The sequence below is a fragment of the Flavobacterium sp. U410 genome (assembly GCF_053570605.1).
Genome location: NZ_JBSEFI010000001.1, coordinates 328869 through 345832, shown reverse-complemented (window position 1 = coordinate 345832; position 16964 = coordinate 328869). Strand labels below are relative to the sequence as shown.

General features: G+C 29.7%; 21 protein-coding genes. All 21 read left to right on the top strand.

Annotation, left to right across the window (positions count from 1 at the left end):
* On the top strand, positions 1 to 537 hold a 537-nt coding region (locus tag ACUSJC_RS01660), incomplete at its 5' end, for a hypothetical protein (RefSeq protein ID WP_449267811.1).
* 175 nt (positions 538 to 712) lie between these two features.
* A complete protein-coding gene (locus tag ACUSJC_RS01655; RefSeq protein ID WP_449267810.1) occupies positions 713 to 1204 on the top strand; it encodes a hypothetical protein in 492 nt (163 codons plus the stop codon).
* 224 nt (positions 1205 to 1428) lie between these two features.
* Positions 1429 to 1695 (top strand): hypothetical protein, encoded by a 267-nt coding sequence (locus ACUSJC_RS01650; protein ID WP_449267809.1) that lies wholly within the window; start codon positions 1429 to 1431, stop codon positions 1693 to 1695.
* Positions 1696 to 2004: 309 nt separating this feature from the next.
* Positions 2005 to 2373, top strand: a complete 369-nt coding sequence (locus tag ACUSJC_RS01645; RefSeq protein WP_449267808.1) for a hypothetical protein — start codon at positions 2005 to 2007, stop codon at positions 2371 to 2373.
* A 306-nt stretch (positions 2374 to 2679) separates the two neighbouring features.
* Positions 2680 to 2916: a hypothetical protein gene (locus tag ACUSJC_RS01640; RefSeq protein ID WP_130736935.1), complete on the top strand. Its 237-nt coding sequence runs from the start codon at positions 2680 to 2682 to the stop codon at positions 2914 to 2916.
* The gene (locus ACUSJC_RS01635; RefSeq protein WP_449267807.1) at positions 2898 to 3197 is read left to right on the top strand and encodes a type II toxin-antitoxin system RelE/ParE family toxin; all 300 of its coding nucleotides are present in this window, start codon (positions 2898 to 2900) and stop codon (positions 3195 to 3197) included. Before ACUSJC_RS01640 ends, ACUSJC_RS01635 begins: the two co-directional genes overlap by 19 nt.
* Before the next feature lie 239 nt (positions 3198 to 3436).
* A complete protein-coding gene (locus ACUSJC_RS01630) occupies positions 3437 to 3685 on the top strand; it encodes a type II toxin-antitoxin system ParD family antitoxin (RefSeq protein ID WP_449267806.1) in 249 nt (82 codons plus the stop codon).
* The gene (locus tag ACUSJC_RS01625) at positions 3678 to 3974 is read left to right on the top strand and encodes a type II toxin-antitoxin system RelE/ParE family toxin (RefSeq protein WP_449267805.1); all 297 of its coding nucleotides are present in this window, start codon (positions 3678 to 3680) and stop codon (positions 3972 to 3974) included. The genes ACUSJC_RS01630 and ACUSJC_RS01625 overlap by 8 nt, the downstream gene beginning before the upstream one ends.
* A gap of 195 nt (positions 3975 to 4169) precedes the next feature.
* Positions 4170 to 4592, top strand: a complete 423-nt coding sequence (locus ACUSJC_RS01620) for a hypothetical protein (RefSeq protein ID WP_449267804.1) — start codon at positions 4170 to 4172, stop codon at positions 4590 to 4592.
* A 184-nt stretch (positions 4593 to 4776) separates the two neighbouring features.
* The gene (locus ACUSJC_RS01615) at positions 4777 to 5940 is read left to right on the top strand and encodes a hypothetical protein (RefSeq protein WP_449267803.1); all 1164 of its coding nucleotides are present in this window, start codon (positions 4777 to 4779) and stop codon (positions 5938 to 5940) included.
* Positions 5941 to 6089: 149 nt separating this feature from the next.
* Positions 6090 to 6557 (top strand): hypothetical protein, encoded by a 468-nt coding sequence (locus ACUSJC_RS01610; RefSeq protein ID WP_449267802.1) that lies wholly within the window; start codon positions 6090 to 6092, stop codon positions 6555 to 6557.
* A gap of 208 nt (positions 6558 to 6765) precedes the next feature.
* Positions 6766 to 8010 carry a serine hydrolase domain-containing protein gene (locus tag ACUSJC_RS01605; RefSeq protein WP_449267801.1) on the top strand — a complete coding sequence of 415 codons (1245 nt, stop codon included), beginning with the start codon at positions 6766 to 6768 and terminating at the stop codon, positions 8008 to 8010.
* A 284-nt stretch (positions 8011 to 8294) separates the two neighbouring features.
* Positions 8295 to 9224, top strand: a complete 930-nt coding sequence (locus ACUSJC_RS01600; RefSeq protein WP_449267800.1) for a serine hydrolase domain-containing protein — start codon at positions 8295 to 8297, stop codon at positions 9222 to 9224.
* 538 nt (positions 9225 to 9762) lie between these two features.
* Positions 9763 to 10443: a hypothetical protein gene (locus tag ACUSJC_RS01595; RefSeq protein ID WP_449267799.1), complete on the top strand. Its 681-nt coding sequence runs from the start codon at positions 9763 to 9765 to the stop codon at positions 10441 to 10443.
* Positions 10444 to 10624: 181 nt separating this feature from the next.
* Positions 10625 to 11134: a DUF6438 domain-containing protein gene (locus ACUSJC_RS01590; RefSeq protein WP_449267798.1), complete on the top strand. Its 510-nt coding sequence runs from the start codon at positions 10625 to 10627 to the stop codon at positions 11132 to 11134.
* A 167-nt stretch (positions 11135 to 11301) separates the two neighbouring features.
* Positions 11302 to 11517 carry a hypothetical protein gene (locus ACUSJC_RS01585; RefSeq protein WP_449267797.1) on the top strand — a complete coding sequence of 72 codons (216 nt, stop codon included), beginning with the start codon at positions 11302 to 11304 and terminating at the stop codon, positions 11515 to 11517.
* A 305-nt stretch (positions 11518 to 11822) separates the two neighbouring features.
* Complete coding sequence (locus ACUSJC_RS01580; RefSeq protein WP_449267796.1) at positions 11823 to 12953, top strand: DUF4932 domain-containing protein; 1131 nt, start codon at positions 11823 to 11825, stop codon at positions 12951 to 12953.
* A 233-nt stretch (positions 12954 to 13186) separates the two neighbouring features.
* Complete coding sequence (locus ACUSJC_RS01575) at positions 13187 to 13726, top strand: GNAT family N-acetyltransferase (protein WP_449267795.1); 540 nt, start codon at positions 13187 to 13189, stop codon at positions 13724 to 13726.
* Between the two features lie 653 nt (positions 13727 to 14379).
* Positions 14380 to 15135 (top strand): DUF6597 domain-containing transcriptional factor, encoded by a 756-nt coding sequence (locus tag ACUSJC_RS01570; RefSeq protein WP_449267794.1) that lies wholly within the window; start codon positions 14380 to 14382, stop codon positions 15133 to 15135.
* Between the two features lie 30 nt (positions 15136 to 15165).
* A complete protein-coding gene (locus ACUSJC_RS01565) occupies positions 15166 to 16326 on the top strand; it encodes an FAD-dependent oxidoreductase (protein WP_449267793.1) in 1161 nt (386 codons plus the stop codon).
* A gap of 182 nt (positions 16327 to 16508) precedes the next feature.
* The gene (locus ACUSJC_RS01560) at positions 16509 to 16964 is read left to right on the top strand and encodes a Na(+)-translocating NADH-quinone reductase subunit F (protein ID WP_449267792.1); all 456 of its coding nucleotides are present in this window, start codon (positions 16509 to 16511) and stop codon (positions 16962 to 16964) included.

Here is a 16964-nt window from a genome sequence, read left to right as displayed (position 1 = left end):
GTGCATCATGCTGATAAAGACGTTTCTTCAAAATATTTCATTTTAATATCTACTATGAAAATATTCAAACATAAAATCCTTTTTTTGATTATTTCTATCTTAATTCTTAGTTACTTACTTTCTGAAGTAACTATTTTTTTATTAATGACTTTTGCTTTTATTTGGCTAATAACTTTGGCTTTAGTAATGATAATTGGAATTTACGATATTATCAAAAAGAAGAGAAATTCAAAATATCTTATTATTTTTTTCATTAGTTTGACTTTATCTATAATATTTTCATTTCCTCTGAGAAAATTTCATCTGAATAAAAAGAAAGAAAAAGCAGAAATAGTAATTGAAAAACTAGAAATATTCTTTGAACAAAAAAGCAAATTTCCAAAATCACTAAAAGAATTAAATTTAGATTTTGAAACCGAATATATTTATTACTCTACTGATTCTTTAAATACAAGTTTCTGCATTTCTTATGATATTGATGGATGGCATACCGAAAAATATAACTCGCTAGAAAAAAAATGGATTGGTGGTGATTAAAAGCACGAATGCACAACATCGTCTATAAATTATGGCAAAGTTTGGGCAACCTTCCGAATTTTCTCCGAAAATTCAAAAGTTTGCGTTATATTTGTTTTGGTTCGGTCTTGGTAATAAGCCACAATTTTATAGCCGAGGACCGTTGTGCAACATTTAAGAAAACCCGAAAACTGATTTGAAAAAGTGGATTTTGATTTTATCTTTTGCAATCTTAATTGGATTGTATTTCGGATTAGGACCAATATTTGGATTTTTTCAATTATTGGCTGTATTTGGAATTTGTACATTAATTTTAATTGTACTTCTAATAATCTGGAAAGACGGTAAAAAAATGAACTATGCAATTCGAATTTACACTACTTTATTTTTTGGACTGATTTTTAGTTTGTTGTTTTCTCGACTTAAAAACGGATACAATAAAAATAAAGCTGATTTAATTGCAGAACGAATAACTGACTTTAAAAATGATTTTGACAGATATCCAAATTCATTGAAAGAATTAAAAACACAAACTGACTTGCCAAAATATTTTGACCAATTCAAATTTAAAGAGTTCCAATATTCGCTAAACAAAAAAACGAACGAATTTAATCTGACTTATTTGCTCGATGGTTGGCACATAAATGAATTTAACAGCAGAACTAAAGAATGGCAAAGCAGGGACTGAATAAAAAACGTTGCACAACATCGGCTATAAATCATGGCTGGGTTTGCGCATATTTTCCGAATTTTGCTGCGCCAGTTCGCACTTTTGTGCTCGGGTCTCCGAAAATTCGAAATTAAATTTTATATTTGGAATGGTTCGGTTTGTGGTTTTCGCCACAATTTTATAGCCGAGGACCGTTAGCGGTAATACTATTCCAAAATTGCGAATACTTACTTAATAAGATTATGAAAAAACTTAATTTATCAGAAAATCAATTTGGAGTTGGTAAAGCTGAATTTTCAACTGGAATAATTTTGAAAAATGACGAAAGTTACTATCTCAACGATGTAGAAGTTGATAAGATTTACGATGTGTTTGAAACATATCAAACCGCAAAAGAGTTTGTGATAAATAAGGTTCAAAGTAATACAAAAATTGAATGTTGGATAATTAATTCCAAAAATCAAACGGTATTTTATTATGACCAAAATGGCGAAAGAAAACTAGAATAAATAAAGTACTACCGCTAACATCGTCTATAAATTATGTCTTGGTTTGGGCAACCTTCCGAATTTTCTCCGAAAATTCAAAAGTTTGCGTTACATTTGTTTTAGTTCGGTCTTGGCAATAAGCCACAATTTTATAGACGAGGACCGTTGTAAACAATTTTGAATAAAAAAATCGCTAAATATGGAATTATAAGCATAATTGGAATCATTTTGATATACCAATTTCTTCCAATTGGTGATTATTGCTCTGGACTTCTCAACTTTTTAAATTCTTTATTCCTTCTTGGATTATTAATAATAATTCTTCTCCTTTTGACAATTCGGAATCTAATCCGAATCAAAAATAAGAATGGGAAATTTGACTTTACCCCTTTAGTTCTTGTTTTGTTTTTTGGAACTATTTGGTATTTGATAATCGATATTCCCGACAGAAAATTCTGGACAGAAAAATCACTGATTGGATTTGTAGAAGAGGAAGGAGCACCCAAAAGTGGGACGTTAGTACTTTTTAAAAATGGCTCATTCGGAGCTTCATACCATCGAGCTGACTATAGTTGCACGTATCAAGGAGAATATAAAATAATTGACAATCGACTAACTCTCAAACGAACTGATTTAACTGAATTAACTGATAGTATTTTTACGACAGAATACTTGATTAATAGAAAGACAGTATTTTAAAACCAATAGAAAACGGTTTTTTGGAAATCGGAATCTCAAAAATGGCTGAATGAAAAAACTGTTTACAACATCGGCTATAAATCATGGCTAGGTTTGCGCATTTTTCCGAATTTTGCTGCGCCAGTTCGCACTTTTGTGCTCGGGTATCCGAAAATTCGAAATTAAATTCTATATTTGGTAACGCTCGGTTTGTGGTTTTCGCCACAATTTTATAGCCGAGGACCGTTAGCAAACATAATTTCTCAACAGAACGTAAAGAAATTTGAAAATAAATCTTTATTTTTGAATTAATAAAAATTGTATGCTATGGATATGACAGCACAAATAAAAAAGAATTTAATTTCTAGAATAAAAGATTCTGAAGATTTGAATTTTCTAAATGCGCTTCAAACAATATTTGATTCGTCAGAACAAGCTTTGTATCAAATATCTACAAACCAACAATCATCTATTGAAACGGGTAGAAATGAAATTAAAGAAGGAAAGTTTCAAAACAACGAAGAAGTAATTTCAGAAATGCGAAAATGGCTGAAAAAGAAATAGTTTGGTCAGAAATTGCAAAACTTCAATTTGCAAATATTTTAGAATACTACGTTGAAAGAAATGGTAGTGAAACATATAGTCTGAAACTAATAGATGAAGTAGAGGATTTATTAAATACACTTTCAAAATCAGAATTAATAGGAAGATTAACTTCCAACAAATTTACTCGTGTAATTTCTATGAAAGTCTATCTTATTTTCTATGAGATTAATGGGAATAGGATCGAGATTGTATCATTTTGGGATAACCGTCAAGAAATTGAACGTAGAAAAGTAAAATAATTACGTTTGCTAACATCGGCTATAAATTATGGCTAGGTTTGCGCATATTTTCCGAATTTTGCTGCGCCAGTTCGCACTTTTGTGCTCGGGTCTCCGAAAATTCGAAATTAAATTTTATATTTGGAATCGCTCGGTCTGTGGTTTTTCGCCACAATTTTATAGCCAAGGACCGTTGTACATGATTTTAAGAATTTGGAATTGTTACCATTTTTTGGTAACTTTATAAAAAATTTAAAGTCATGGGGAAAAACACTTCTGTTTCATTAGGAAATTATTTCGAAAATTTTGTAGAAACTAGTATAAATGCAGGAAGATTTAAGAATGCAAGTGAAGTAATTCGTGCTGGACTAAGACTTCTTGAAGAAGAAGAAAACAAAATTTTTGCTTTGAAAAATGCAATCAAAGAAGGTAAAGAAAGCGGAATTGCAACAAATTTTGATGCTAAAAAACACTTAGAAGCAATTAAAGCTTTAAAAAATAATGGGTAGTTTTAATTTAACAAATAAAGCTGTCGAGGATCTTACTAACATTTGGAATTATACTTTTGAAGAATGGTCCGAAAATCAGGCTGACACTTATTATTTTCTACTTTTAGAAATGTGTCAAGATTTAGCTGATAATCCAACAATTGGAAAAAGTTACAAGGATATTGGTATAGAGATTTTTGGATTTAAAGCTCATAGACATATTATTTTTTATGAAATAAAATCAAAAAATGAAATAGAAATCGTAAGGATTTTACATGGTAGAATGGATATAGAAAATATTCTAAAATAAAAAACCATGTACAACATCGGCTATAAATTATGGCTGGGTTTACGCACATTTTCCGAATTTTGCCGCGCCAGTTTGCACTTTTGTGCTCGGGTCTCCGAAAATTCGAAATTAAATTCTATATTTGGAATCGCTCGGTTTGTGGTTTTTCGCCACAATTTTATAGCCGAGGACCGTTGTAGTTAATTATATGATTGAATGAAAAGAAAATTAATAATAATCTTAGTCATTGTTGGAATTTATTTTCTTGCTTCTAATTTTCCAAAATACTTTTGTGAATATAAATCGAATGATTTTTCAATATCGATTAAAATCTTTGAAAATGTTCTAACTTTTAGAGATCCTGAATATACAAAATGTATAATTATTGAGGATAAAAAAGAAACTCTAAAACTAAAATATTGGTCAGAAAATTATTCATTTAAAATCTATAAAAGAAAAAACAATAAAGAATCCTTTTGGGTAATAGAAGATTATTATCAAGGAATTAGTAGAAGCAAAAATGGAGAATTTAGCAAATTCATTTGTCCAGACTGTTCTGGAATTGAAAATACTGTTGGAATTAATGAAGCTGAATATTCATTTGAAAATGACAAATTAATCAAAATTGAGAAAAAATAACTAACTACAACATTGGTTAGCTGGCATTGTGGCTACTAGCCCACTTCCGAATTTTTGCTGCGCCAGTTCACTTCGTTCGTGTCTCTGAAAATCCGAAAGTATTCGTATATTTGGTTAGGCTAGTAACAAAATACCACAACATCAGCTAATCAAGAATCGTTGTGAAACATTTAAAGAAGACGAAATGATAAAAAACAATCTAACCATAATTTTACTTTTTTTCTTTACAACATTATTTGCCCAAGAGACAGTTGTAATTCCAAGGTTTTTAAATAGTCCGATGGATTCTATCACAAAACAGAATTTCAATCAAAGCTTGGAATCCTTTTTTTCAGAAATGACAAATGGTAAAATAGATGAAAGTCTATTAACACCTAAAAAAGCAGAACTCACTCAATCACAACTTCAAGAACTAGTAAATTACGAAACAAAAAAAGATGGTTCCGTATTGAAACATAAAGACAAGCAGTTGATAAATGTTTATCCGGTTTCAAATAATGAATATTTTATCTCGGTTTCATACACTTATCAGACACCTGAATCCGAACCGATTCTGTTGTATATTATCAATTTAATTGCAACGAAGGATGATCATAAATTTACCTTTTCAGTCCCGATTGATTATTTAACTCGCTACTGGAAAACACAAACTATTGGTAATACCACTTATCATTTTCGAAACAACCTTAATACCGAAAGAGCAAAACTATTTGACAAAAAAAATTCTAAAATAGCTAAAAAATTAGGATTGGAACCAGAGAAAATAGATTTCTATATGACTGATAATTTCCAAGAAATATCAGAACTTTTAAGTTTTGGATATTCTCTTTTTTCTAATGGAAAATACAGAGATGGTTATGGCGTTGATTCAAAAACAATCTTTGCGATAATGAATAACGAAGATTTTTCACACGATATATTTCATTATTACTCAGGGAAAATTAATAAAAGGGAAAATCGAAACTGGATAACTGAAGAAGGCATCGCATATCTGTGGGGAAATGCATATTATACTGACAAAAATGGCGAAATGATTACACACGAAAGATTGGTAACCGAATTGCAAAATTATCTTTCTAAAAATCCAAACACGAACCTTTATGAACTTTTCAATAACAATGAAAAAATTTTCAACGATATAGCACCCGAAATTTCTGTACGTTCTACAATCTCTGGAATTATCGCCCAAGAAGTTGAAACCAAAAAGGGAAATGAAGGTACTACCAAATTAATAAATGCTGGGCAAGAAAACAGACTGGATAACTATTTAAAAGCTACCGATGAATTAATTGGAATCAACAAAGAGAATTTCAATATAAAAGTAAAAAAGCTGATTGAAGAACATTAAAAAACGTTGTACAACAATGGCTATAAGTAATTACTTGTTCTCGCCTACTTTTGAAAACCCTTACAGATTTTCAGTTCGGTGTGTACTTGCAAAGTTTAGTGCTAACCCAAGCAACTGCCCATAGCCGATACCGTTAACATCAATTTTGAATGAAAAACTTGATTTTCAAAACATTAGTAATCATTTTTCTAATTAGTAGTTGTTCTACTGAAAACAAAACTATTTTAAATAGTGATGAATTTAAAACAAAAAATGAACGTATTGAAAATCTAAAAAAAGAAATAATATCCAAAAGTGAATTCTATGATACTGAATTCGAATTATTTAATGTAAACGGATTTACAAAGAGTAGAAATTATGTTCCTGGAGCAACATCTTTAGATTATAAATTTGTGCTAAAAGTAAATCCCAAGGATGTTGACAAATGGACAATTGGAATGATTAAGACGAATTTAAATGATTCAGAAATTAATTGGACAAAAAAAATTGTTGAAAAAAGAATCAATGAATGGAAAACTTTAAGCTCTCCTGAATTTTTTAGTATTGAAAACAAAAAAGTTTTATTGATTCTTTACAGATCAGAAGGAATAATTTATAAACGAATTATTTCAGAATAAAAACTGCTGGTAACATCGTCTAATCAATTATGGCTTGGTTTGCGCATATTTTCCGAATTTTGCTGCACCAGTTTGCACTTTTGTGCTCGAGTCTCCGAAAATCCGAAAGTATTCGTATATTTGGTTTGGCTAATAACAAAAAAACACAACATCTGCTACCAAGGATCGTTAGCGGTACGGTAATACGAAAAACCTAAGAAACAAAGAAATGAATAAGTTTTACCTAATAACATTTTCCGTTTTGTTTTTGGCTTCTTGCAAAAAAGGAAATCAAACAAAACAAACCCAATCAGACGTACCAAGAGATTCGCTGACTACCGAAATCACAGATTTTAGCAAAAACGGAATATTCAATGGTTTTGCCGTATCAATTGTCAACGAAAAAGGAACTTTGTATCAAAAAGGATTTGGATTTTCAGATGTAAAACAAAATAAGAAATATACAAATTCAACGATACAGAACATCGGATCAGTATCCAAAACCTTTGTAGGCATTGCATTACTTAAAGCTCAAGAATTGGGAAAACTTAAATTGGACGACCCAATCAATAAATACTTGCCTTTCAAAGTCGTTAATCCCAATTTTCCGGATACCGAAATAACCATAAGACATTTAGTAACGCATACCTCAAGTATAGCGGACAACGACTTTTATTTGACTAAAAATTATTTTTTGAAAGAACATCAAAACTTGGATGGAATCAGTTTGGTTTTTGATGAAATGCAGATGTTCAATCCTGCCGATTCAATGATATCAATGCAAACCTTTCTCAAAAATACACTAATTAAAAACGGGAAATGGAATACCAATGAAACCTATTCAAAAAACAAACCTGGAGAAATCTACGAATATTCGAATACGGGAACTTCTCTGGCTGCATTTGTTTTGGAAAAGGCTACTGGGGTATCTTTTGATGTATTCACCAAAAAACACATACTTACACCATTAAAAATGTACGCTTCGGGTTGGCATTTTGATGATATTAATTTTAAAAATTATTCCAAACTCTATGCAGACCCAAAAACTGTTTTGCCATTTTATAGTATGGCAACCTATCCTGACGGAAACTTTATCACTTCCATAAGCGATTTAAGCTTGTATCTGACAGAACTGATAAAAGGCTACAATGGAAACGGAACAATTTTAAGCAAAAAAAGCTATAAAGAATTTTTTCGCCCACAATTGGAAGCGCATAATTTTACTGAAAGAAATGAAAACAATCCGTACAATGAAAGTTACAACGTTGGGATTTTTATGGGCTTCGGCTATTCGGGATATATTGGACACGCGGGTGGTGACCCGGGAATTGCCTCAATGCTATTTTTTAACCCTCAAAATAATATCGGACGTATTTTAATAACAAATACCTCGTTTTCAGGAAAAGAAGGAAGTAAGACATTTTATGGAATATGGGACATATTGGAAAAATATCAATCTAAATTAACTAACTAAAAAAGTACTACTGCCATCATTGTATAAATCTAATATGGGAAAAAATACTAAATAGAAACGAATAGAACATTAACAAGCAATCGTCAAACTGAAATTGAAGTGCTTCTAATCCCGCGCTACGCTTATAAGAAATCGTTAGCAGTAATACCATTCAAACAACGTGCAAAAACAACCCGAACGATATGCTACATAAAAAATATTCCTTTCAATTTTTGATAATTCTATTATTCTTAACAAATAAAATATGCGCACAGCAAACTATCGTAAACCAAATTGACAGTTTAATGAATTGGTCGCACAATAACAAAATGTTCAATGGGAATATTCTTGTTTCAAAAAACAATAAAATCATTTATAGTTCCTCATTTGGATTTGCTGATGCTAATAAAACAACAAAATTAACTAGCGATTATAAATTCAATATCGGGTCGATTACAAAAGAATTTAGTGCAGTTGCCTTGATGCAATTAATAGAAAAAGGAGAACTGAAATTAAATGATAAAATTTCAAAGTTTTTTCCGGAATTGCCAAAATGGTCAAATAAAGTAACTATAAAAGATTTATTACAATATACCAGTGGAATACCTGATGTAAACTGGAAAAAAATTAAAAGTAACAAGGATATTTTTGAGGATCTAAAAACAATCGACACATTGAATTTCAACCCGGGAACTCAATACGATTATAATAACAATAATTTTTTTCTCAGACTGTCAGTTATTGAAAAGATTAGCGGAATGAGTTATAAAAATTATGTTCAGCAAAACATTTTCAAACCTTTGAAGATGTATTCGGCAGAAATAACTCCTATTCAAGAAAATAATAATATTGCTAAAGGTTTTAATGACAAATTGGTTGAAGACAAACCCGATTTTTTGGTTGGCGGAGCCTTCTTAACAGCAACTGATTTATTAAAGTTTTCAAACAATCTTCATTCAAACAAAATTATCAGTAAAAATTCATTATTTGAATTAGGTCAACATTTCAATAAAGAAGATACACAATCTGCTTTAGGTGAAGCAAAATTTAAAAACAAAAAATTGATTGAGCATTCACACGACGGACGAGGAGGAAATTATGAGGCACTAATGATTACGGATATAAAGAATGGTTTTAGTATCATACTTTTAAGTAATAACTATCAAGGCAAGATTTTTGAAATTTCTAAGGCGATTATTTCAATATTAAAAAATCAAAAGCCCAATGATAATTAAAGACAATGCAAATTAGCAATACCCTAAACGTTAGTGACAAGCTTAACCGAATAGAACTCAAAAACATAAATGACTTACAATTTTGAAATAATACAGACAACTGAACTAAACGAACAAGCAAAGCAGAAAGCGCTTGACTTATGGAATACTGAATATCTTGAAAACTTAGCCAAACTCAAACATTTTCTGTAGACAAATGACACAAAACTTATTTTTGGTTGAGCTTTGACATTTGAAAGAGATAATGAAATATGGTTCACTATTATTTTATCTGAAAAAGTACAAGGAAAAGATTTAGGACGAAAAATACTTGATGAGCTGAAACAAGTGGAACCAATTTTGAATGGTTGGGTAATTGATCATAACAATGACAAGAAGAAAAACAGACTAATATATGTTTCACCATTGAAGTTTTATGAGAAATATGGATTTGAAATTCAGACTGATAATAAACTTAAACTGGACAAAATTTCAGCAGTAAAAATAAAATGGGACAAACGAAAAACAATAAAATCATCCACTAGCATAATCTTGAAAAATGAAAATCAGTTTTCCTTCTTTTTTTACTTCTTTAATAGTAATTGTAGTTACATTTTCAAGTGGTAATTTATTTTTTAAATTTCTAGCTAAATTGTCTGATGGATCTAAATTTTCATGGGAAATAATTGGAATTCTTATTATTGTTTTGGTATTTCCTATTTCTTTATTTTTTATAATTCTCAAATGGAAAATTATTTTAATAAATAGACATAATATAAAAACAATTTATCCATTGAGATTAAAAATACTTAATATTAATATTAAAGACATAAAAGAAATAGATTGGTGGATTTTAAGTAATCACAGATTTGGAGATTATTTAATACTTGATTTAGTTGATTCTAGTGGGCGAAAAATTTTGATTTCAGATTTAGAGTTTCAAAATTATAAAGCTTTAGAAAAAATTGTTATTGAAAACATTAAAATAAAACCAAACTTAAATAAACGAAAAAGATTATTACTCGAACAAGCCAAATCTAACTTAATTTTTAATTTAATATTTTTATTAGCTTCATTTTACTTAATTTACATTGAACTTTCAAAAGTATCAAAGGGAGAAAATCTTAAAAATATTGATTACTTAATTATAATTTTGAGTATTCTATCTATTATTATACTAATTTTACAAGTAATCGAATATATAAAAACAATAAAAAACTATGAACAACATCGGCTATAAATCATGGCTGGGTTTGCGCATATTTCCGAATTTTGCTATGCCAGTTTGCACTTTGTGCTCGGGTCTCCGAAAAAATCGAAATTAAATTTATATTTGGAATCGCTCGGTGTGTTATTTTTCGCTACAATTTTATAGCTGAGAACCGCTAATAGCAAGTTTTTTTTTATAGCAAATAAAATTTATGAAAAAGATAATTTTACTCATTCTCATCACGCAATTATTCACAAACTGTTCTAGTAAAAAAATCAATTCAAAATTTGAAAAAATAACTTTTCACACATCCAAATGCTTTGGAACTTGTCCAGAGTATCATTTAGAACTTAAACAAAATAGAAAAATTAAACTTTACATAGAAAAAGCTTATAAAGATCATAAACTTGATACAGAAAGAATTGGTTTTTATCGTGGTAAACTTAATAAAGAAACTTACAATGAATTTTTAAGTATTCTTAAAAAAATTGATTTGGAAAAATCTGGAATAGAATCGCCTCCTATTGAAGCTAATACAATTATTTTACGAGAAGGATCTCAGTTAACTTTGATTTTATATTTTGATAATGAAAGAAAACCAATTAAATATATTTATCCAGCAGGGCTTTGGCAGGAATTAATGAGCTTTCTTTATAAAATAGCTGATGACAAAAATCTTTTGAAGGTCAATGAAGAAATCGAAATAGAATCCTTTAATTAAACATCAGCTATAAATTATGGCTAGGTTTATTCCGAATTTTGCTGTGGCAGTTCGTACTTTGTACTCGGGTCTCCGAAAATTCGAAATTAAATTCTATATTTGGAATCGCTCAGTTTGTGGTTTTCACCACAATTTTATAGCCGAGTACCTTTGTAGTTAATTTGGAAATGACAACGGAAGATTTTAAACAAAACATTAAATGGTGGGAATCTAAGAGGATATTTTACAATATTGCAGTTGGACTTTTTGGCCTTATTGCTTTATATGATGAAATATCAAGAGATGATTTTTTTTGGACTTTTGATGATACTTTAGGAATTTTAATTTGGGGAATTGGAGCAAATTTATTTTTCTTTTCTGGTATTTTAATTAGAACTTTTTGATTGGTATTATCTGAACAATAAAATTGGAATAAAAAGATTTCGCTATTTCTTTTATTTAGTTGGTCTTTCATTTAGTTGCTTTTGGACATTGTTTTGTGGTTGGCTTCAATTTTCGAAGCCTTACTTATGGTAAAAAAGCTAACTACAGCATCAGTTTGGGCTCAGCACTTGGCTTTCGCTTTCTTGCCTAAAAAAATTCACTCCGAAGTTTTATCGTATGTTTTTTTGCTATCTTTGGGCTTAATCATGTACCGAATTCAGCAAGCTAAGAGTCGTTATTATATACAATTTTAAAAAAACTCATAATGAACAAAATCTTTTCAATTCTATTTTTAGTAATTTTTACTACATCAATTTTTGCCCAAACAGAGAAAGTAAATTTCAACAAAAAATTTAAAAAAGAATATGATGGAAAATGTATTGTAGAAGTTAATAAAACCAAGGAATTATTGATTATAATGTTAGCAATTACAGATTATGGATTGGGCAACGATGATATGTTTGAACAAAGAGGAGATTATTACCAACGTGTTCTTGAGCAATTCAAGCCATTCAAAAATGAGCCAATTATTAAAAAAATGGATTCATTAATGAATATAACTCCAATAAATTATGTTTTTTTTATTGCTAATTCCGTTTCATATAATTTTAACAAAAAAGGAAAACTTATTCCTGATAAATATTTTATTTTTCCAGGAAACTCTCTTGCAGGAGTTAAAATTTCAGAAAACCCAATAAAGACTTACAAAACTGAAATTGAAGATTTTGCAAAAAAAACTAATTTTGAACAATTCTTTAAAAACGAAAATGATTTTTATAATTCATTAACTAATGATTATAAAAAATATGCAAATATTGAAGGCCAATGGAAATGGTTAGATTCTAATTTCAACACAAAAATGAACGCATATATTGTTTCAATATCTGCTCTTATTTACGGTCTTAATTTTAATGCAGGATTTGAGGAAAATAATTTTAAAATGGCTTATTTATCTCTTCCACCAGTTGAGATCAAGGGAAATGAAATAGAAACAACATCTATAAATTCAAGAGCTTCTTTTACCGAAATTGATCATAACTTTGTAGCATTTCCAAGTGAAAAATATGAAAAAGAAATCAATAGTGCTTTAAAAGATAGAGAAAAATGGGTAAATACAAAAATGGAAGGTACACAATACTACCCTACTGCTTTAAATGTATTTAATGAATATATAACATTTGGTGTTTTTGTCTTATATGCAGAAGAAATGTATAAAAAAGATCCTAAACTTGTTGAATACATAAACAATGATGTAGTAAATACAATGGTAAACAGCAGAGGTTTTATAAAAATGAAAGAGTTTAATGAAGAACTAAAAAGACTAAGAAAAGAAAATATGGATAAAAAAATAGATAATTTATATCCAGAACTATTGAAATGGTGTGCAGGACAATAAAAACTGCATATAAAAATGTATAAATGCAATAGCTAGGTATTTTCCTAATGCAAAGTTTTAATTTTTGAAATCGCTACTGAGATTTCATCTTTCTTTTGTAATTTAATGTAAATTTTACTGGTTTATACTAGTAATTAACAGAGAGATTTTGGAAATTATGAAACTGCTATTACATTTATATTTTCTCATTGTATGTCAGCTAAAAAAGGAACTGAACAATTAATTTAACAAAAATGAATGTCACAAATAACATAAGAATACAAAGTAATAGACTTCTGCTAAGACCTCTTGTTGAAAGCGATATTGAATATGTATTCAAAGGACTTTCTCATCCTGACATAATTAAATATTACGGAGTTAGTTTTGACAGTTTGGAAGCAACAAAAGAACAAATGCATTGGTTTTCAAGCCTTGAGAAAGAAGGAACAGGAATGTGGTTTGCAATATGCTCATTAGATAATAAAACTTTTTACGGAGCAGGTGGGCTTAATGATTTGAGTAAAGAACATAAAAAAGCTGAAATCGGATTTTGGTTACTGACCGACTTTTGGGGAAAAGGAATTATGACCGAAGCCATGCCACTAATTTGTAACTACGGATTTGATGAATTAGGACTCCATAGGATCGAAGGCTTTGTCGAGTCGAATAATACAAATTGTAAAAATGCAATGGCAAAACTTGATTTTCTACACGAAGGAACAATGACAGACTGTGAAATTAAAAATGGAGCATTTATAAGTTTGGATATTTACTCAAAAATAAAAACAGAATAAAGAAGCCGAACGCAAAACACAAGTTATAACCGTAATGAGGAGTTAAATTTTTGTGCTTGTCATTTGATTCGCCTTTTGTATATTTAGTAAAATTGAATATTCAAAGATTCTACTTTACTCCGTACTAATTTGAAAGTTTCAGATTTCAAATCCCGCACTACGCATCTGAGACCGTTGTGTGTAATGTACCTCCTAATTACGGCAAATTAGACTATATCCGAATCCACTCAGAATTATTATCTTTAATCTCATAACTAACGGTTATCCCAACGTTATACTTTAATCTGAAACCTGTTGAAATAATTATCTATGACTATGATTTTTAACAATGAATAGAGAATTTATATTAAATATTTTCTTCCTAATCTTGCTTTAATATTAACATTCGTTACAATTGATCAATTTTATTCGTCAAAACCTAACAAAAGTTATTTAAAAGAAATTGTTGGAAAAGTTACTTCGATTAAAAAAGAAAAATATCAACATTATAAATATACTAAATGATAGAATAACTATTTATTTTGAAGGATTAAAGATAAAATTGAAAAAACTTTTGACTAACTAAAACAGGCTCCAATTGTTAATTTTCGAATGGTTTGATTGAAGATATACCAAAACCTATTAAGCATAACTAATTATCATTCCGCAAAATAATGGAAAGTGACTTTGAATACAAGATTATAAAACCCGATACATCACTTGCTGATTTTGTAGAAAGTTTTTGGCTACTGAAAAACCATTCAAATGACGGCAAGGAAATTATTATATTACCAGATGGACGTATTGACTTAACTTTTTTTCAATCAGCAAAAATACCTTTTCAAGCAGTACTTTCAGGAATAGAAACTCATGCGGATAAGGCTGTTCTTGCTTCCAAAACAACTATGTTTGCTATCAGTTTTAAACTACTTGCTACAGAATACATCCTTCAAAGTACAATTTCTGAATTACTCAATAGTGCAAAGTATTTACCTGTTGGTTTTTGGGATTTTGATGTGAATGACTTAGAAAACTTTGATTTATTTTGTAAAAAAGCTACCAAAAAAATTCAAACTCTTTTACCTTGCGAAATTGATTCCAGAAAACAAAAACTTTTTGACCTTATTTATGCATCAAACGGAACCTTAACTGTTAATGAACTTTCTGAAAAAGTATCATGGAGCAGTCGGCAAATTAACCGCTATTTTAATCAGCAATTCGGTATTTCACTAAAAACATATTGCAATATTCTACGTTTCCGAGCTTCATTCAATCATATTAAAGAAGGGAAGTTATTTCCAGAACAGAATTTTACAGACCAGTCACACTTTATCAAAGAAGTAAAAAAATTATCCGGCGTTTTACCAAAAGAGCTAAAACAAAATCAAAACGACCGATTTATACAATTTACTACCCTGCCCAAGAAGTAATTTTGTACTATTAATTTAAATAATACAGTTATGAAATTACAAAATAAAAAAATAGCTATTGTCGGAGGTGGTCCCGGTGGACTTACATTAGCAAAACTTTTACAACTTCAAGAAGTAAATGTTACAGTATATGAAAGGGATTTGAATAAAAATGCCCGTGTACAAGGTTCTCCTCTTGATCTACATGATAGTTCAGGATTGGCAGCAATTAATAAAGCCAATTTGTTAGACGAATTCAAAAACAATTTTCTTCCTAAAGCAGACAGAAAAAAAATAATGAATGAAAAAACAGAAGTTTTCTTTAGTGATCATGAAAGCAAAATAGAAGAGAATTTTGGTAATCCTAATTTTCGCCCTGAAATAGATAGAGGAGCTTTGCGAAAAATTCTTTTAGAATCGTTACAGCCCGGAACTGTTGTATGGAACAGTCATTTTATTACAATGGATAAGCAAAATGATGGTTGGTTACTTCATTTTAAAAACGGAGATTCAATATATGCCGATATTGTTATTGCTGCTGACGGAGCAAACTCAAAAATTCGTCCCTATATTACTGATATTAAATCTTTTTATTCCGGAATTACAATGGTTGAAGGTACTATTTATGATGCAAAAAATACAGCTCCTAATATTTCAACATTACTAAATGGTGGAAAAATAATGGCTTTCGGAAATCTAGTAAATATATTAATGGGACAAAAAGGCAACGGAGAAATCGGTTTCTACATAAGCTTCAAAGCGAATGAAAATTGGGCAGTAAATAGCGGTTTAAATTTTAATGATAAAGCAGCATTGCTCGAATGGTTTAAAACAACATATTCTGAATGGAGTACTGTTTGGTACGAACTGTTCAAAAGTTCATCAATACCTTTTATTCCCCGTCCGATATATTGCATGCCCTTAGATCAAAACTGGAAAACCATGCCAAACCTGACAATGCTAGGCGATGCAGCTCATGTAATGCCTCCATTTGCAGGTGAAGGTGTAAACATGGCCATGCGAGATGCGCTAGAATTAAGCGATTTTTTGACAGCTAAAAACTATGGTACCTTAGAGACAGCTATTTCTGCTTATGAAGCAAGTATGAGAACAAGAGCAGCAAAAGTGGCAAAAGAATCACTTGAAAACGGAGAATTGATGCATAGCGAAGTTTCCTTGAAAACAATGCTCAATTTTTTTAGTAATCATTGAAAACAATTTAAGACCGGATAATGTATACTGAAAAGTACTTTTTTTATAAGAATACTATAGATTAATCCGACAATTTTTAGAAGAAAAAATAGATATACAAAGTATTAGGCTCATTATCAATACAATGACAAAAAAGTTTCATAACTGGTTTATTTTTAGTACTTTTATTAGAAATAAAAAAAATGTCTTCCAGTAGATTCAATTCAGCTATACAAAAATTATATGTTGCTTTTCATGGCGACACATTACATCCTGAATGTTGTAACCAATGTGCTGTGGGAAATATTTTAGACAATAACGATTTTTGGAAGAATTTTTCTGATACACATGGTTCTTTACAATTAAATTATTTAGGAAGAGTACATCAAAATTTGGGGAGAAAATATAATGGATATTCTCCTTCTGAACTGTTACAAATTGAATACACTTTTTTGAAAGCTATAGGTTATCAACTTCCAATACATCATTTGCATAAAAAACCCGAAAATCCAAAAGATAAAGACTTGTTATTTGAAGGACTTTCGGCTGTAGTAACTTTTCTTTGTGAATTAGACAATCAAAAAGATATTATGGATTGCTCTGTTTTGTTCCAATATACTAAAAAGAAGGGTTCAACCGAATCTATAATGCTATCTTAA

What these genes read in the sequence shown, in the direction of transcription:
- ACUSJC_RS01650 (WP_449267809.1), top strand. Translation starts at nt 1,429, where the DNA reads ATGAAAAAACTTAATTTATCAGAAAATCAATTTGGAGTTGGTAAAGCT.
- ACUSJC_RS01640 (WP_130736935.1), top strand. Translation starts at nt 2,680, where the DNA reads ATGGATATGACAGCACAAATAAAAAAGAATTTAATTTCTAGAATAAAA.
- ACUSJC_RS01635 (WP_449267807.1), top strand. Translation starts at nt 2,898, where the DNA reads ATGGCTGAAAAAGAAATAGTTTGGTCAGAAATTGCAAAACTTCAATTT.
- ACUSJC_RS01630 (WP_449267806.1), top strand. Translation starts at nt 3,437, where the DNA reads ATGGGGAAAAACACTTCTGTTTCATTAGGAAATTATTTCGAAAATTTT.
- ACUSJC_RS01625 (WP_449267805.1), top strand. Translation starts at nt 3,678, where the DNA reads ATGGGTAGTTTTAATTTAACAAATAAAGCTGTCGAGGATCTTACTAAC.
- ACUSJC_RS01620 (WP_449267804.1), top strand. Translation starts at nt 4,170, where the DNA reads ATGAAAAGAAAATTAATAATAATCTTAGTCATTGTTGGAATTTATTTT.
- ACUSJC_RS01615 (WP_449267803.1), top strand. Translation starts at nt 4,777, where the DNA reads ATGATAAAAAACAATCTAACCATAATTTTACTTTTTTTCTTTACAACA.
- ACUSJC_RS01610 (WP_449267802.1), top strand. Translation starts at nt 6,090, where the DNA reads ATGAAAAACTTGATTTTCAAAACATTAGTAATCATTTTTCTAATTAGT.
- ACUSJC_RS01605 (WP_449267801.1), top strand. Translation starts at nt 6,766, where the DNA reads ATGAATAAGTTTTACCTAATAACATTTTCCGTTTTGTTTTTGGCTTCT.
- ACUSJC_RS01600 (WP_449267800.1), top strand. Translation starts at nt 8,295, where the DNA reads ATGAATTGGTCGCACAATAACAAAATGTTCAATGGGAATATTCTTGTT.
- ACUSJC_RS01595 (WP_449267799.1), top strand. Translation starts at nt 9,763, where the DNA reads ATGAAAATCAGTTTTCCTTCTTTTTTTACTTCTTTAATAGTAATTGTA.
- ACUSJC_RS01590 (WP_449267798.1), top strand. Translation starts at nt 10,625, where the DNA reads ATGAAAAAGATAATTTTACTCATTCTCATCACGCAATTATTCACAAAC.
- ACUSJC_RS01585 (WP_449267797.1), top strand. Translation starts at nt 11,302, where the DNA reads ATGACAACGGAAGATTTTAAACAAAACATTAAATGGTGGGAATCTAAG.
- ACUSJC_RS01580 (WP_449267796.1), top strand. Translation starts at nt 11,823, where the DNA reads ATGAACAAAATCTTTTCAATTCTATTTTTAGTAATTTTTACTACATCA.
- ACUSJC_RS01575 (WP_449267795.1), top strand. Translation starts at nt 13,187, where the DNA reads ATGAATGTCACAAATAACATAAGAATACAAAGTAATAGACTTCTGCTA.
- ACUSJC_RS01570 (WP_449267794.1), top strand. Translation starts at nt 14,380, where the DNA reads ATGGAAAGTGACTTTGAATACAAGATTATAAAACCCGATACATCACTT.
- ACUSJC_RS01565 (WP_449267793.1), top strand. Translation starts at nt 15,166, where the DNA reads ATGAAATTACAAAATAAAAAAATAGCTATTGTCGGAGGTGGTCCCGGT.
- ACUSJC_RS01560 (WP_449267792.1), top strand. Translation starts at nt 16,509, where the DNA reads ATGTCTTCCAGTAGATTCAATTCAGCTATACAAAAATTATATGTTGCT.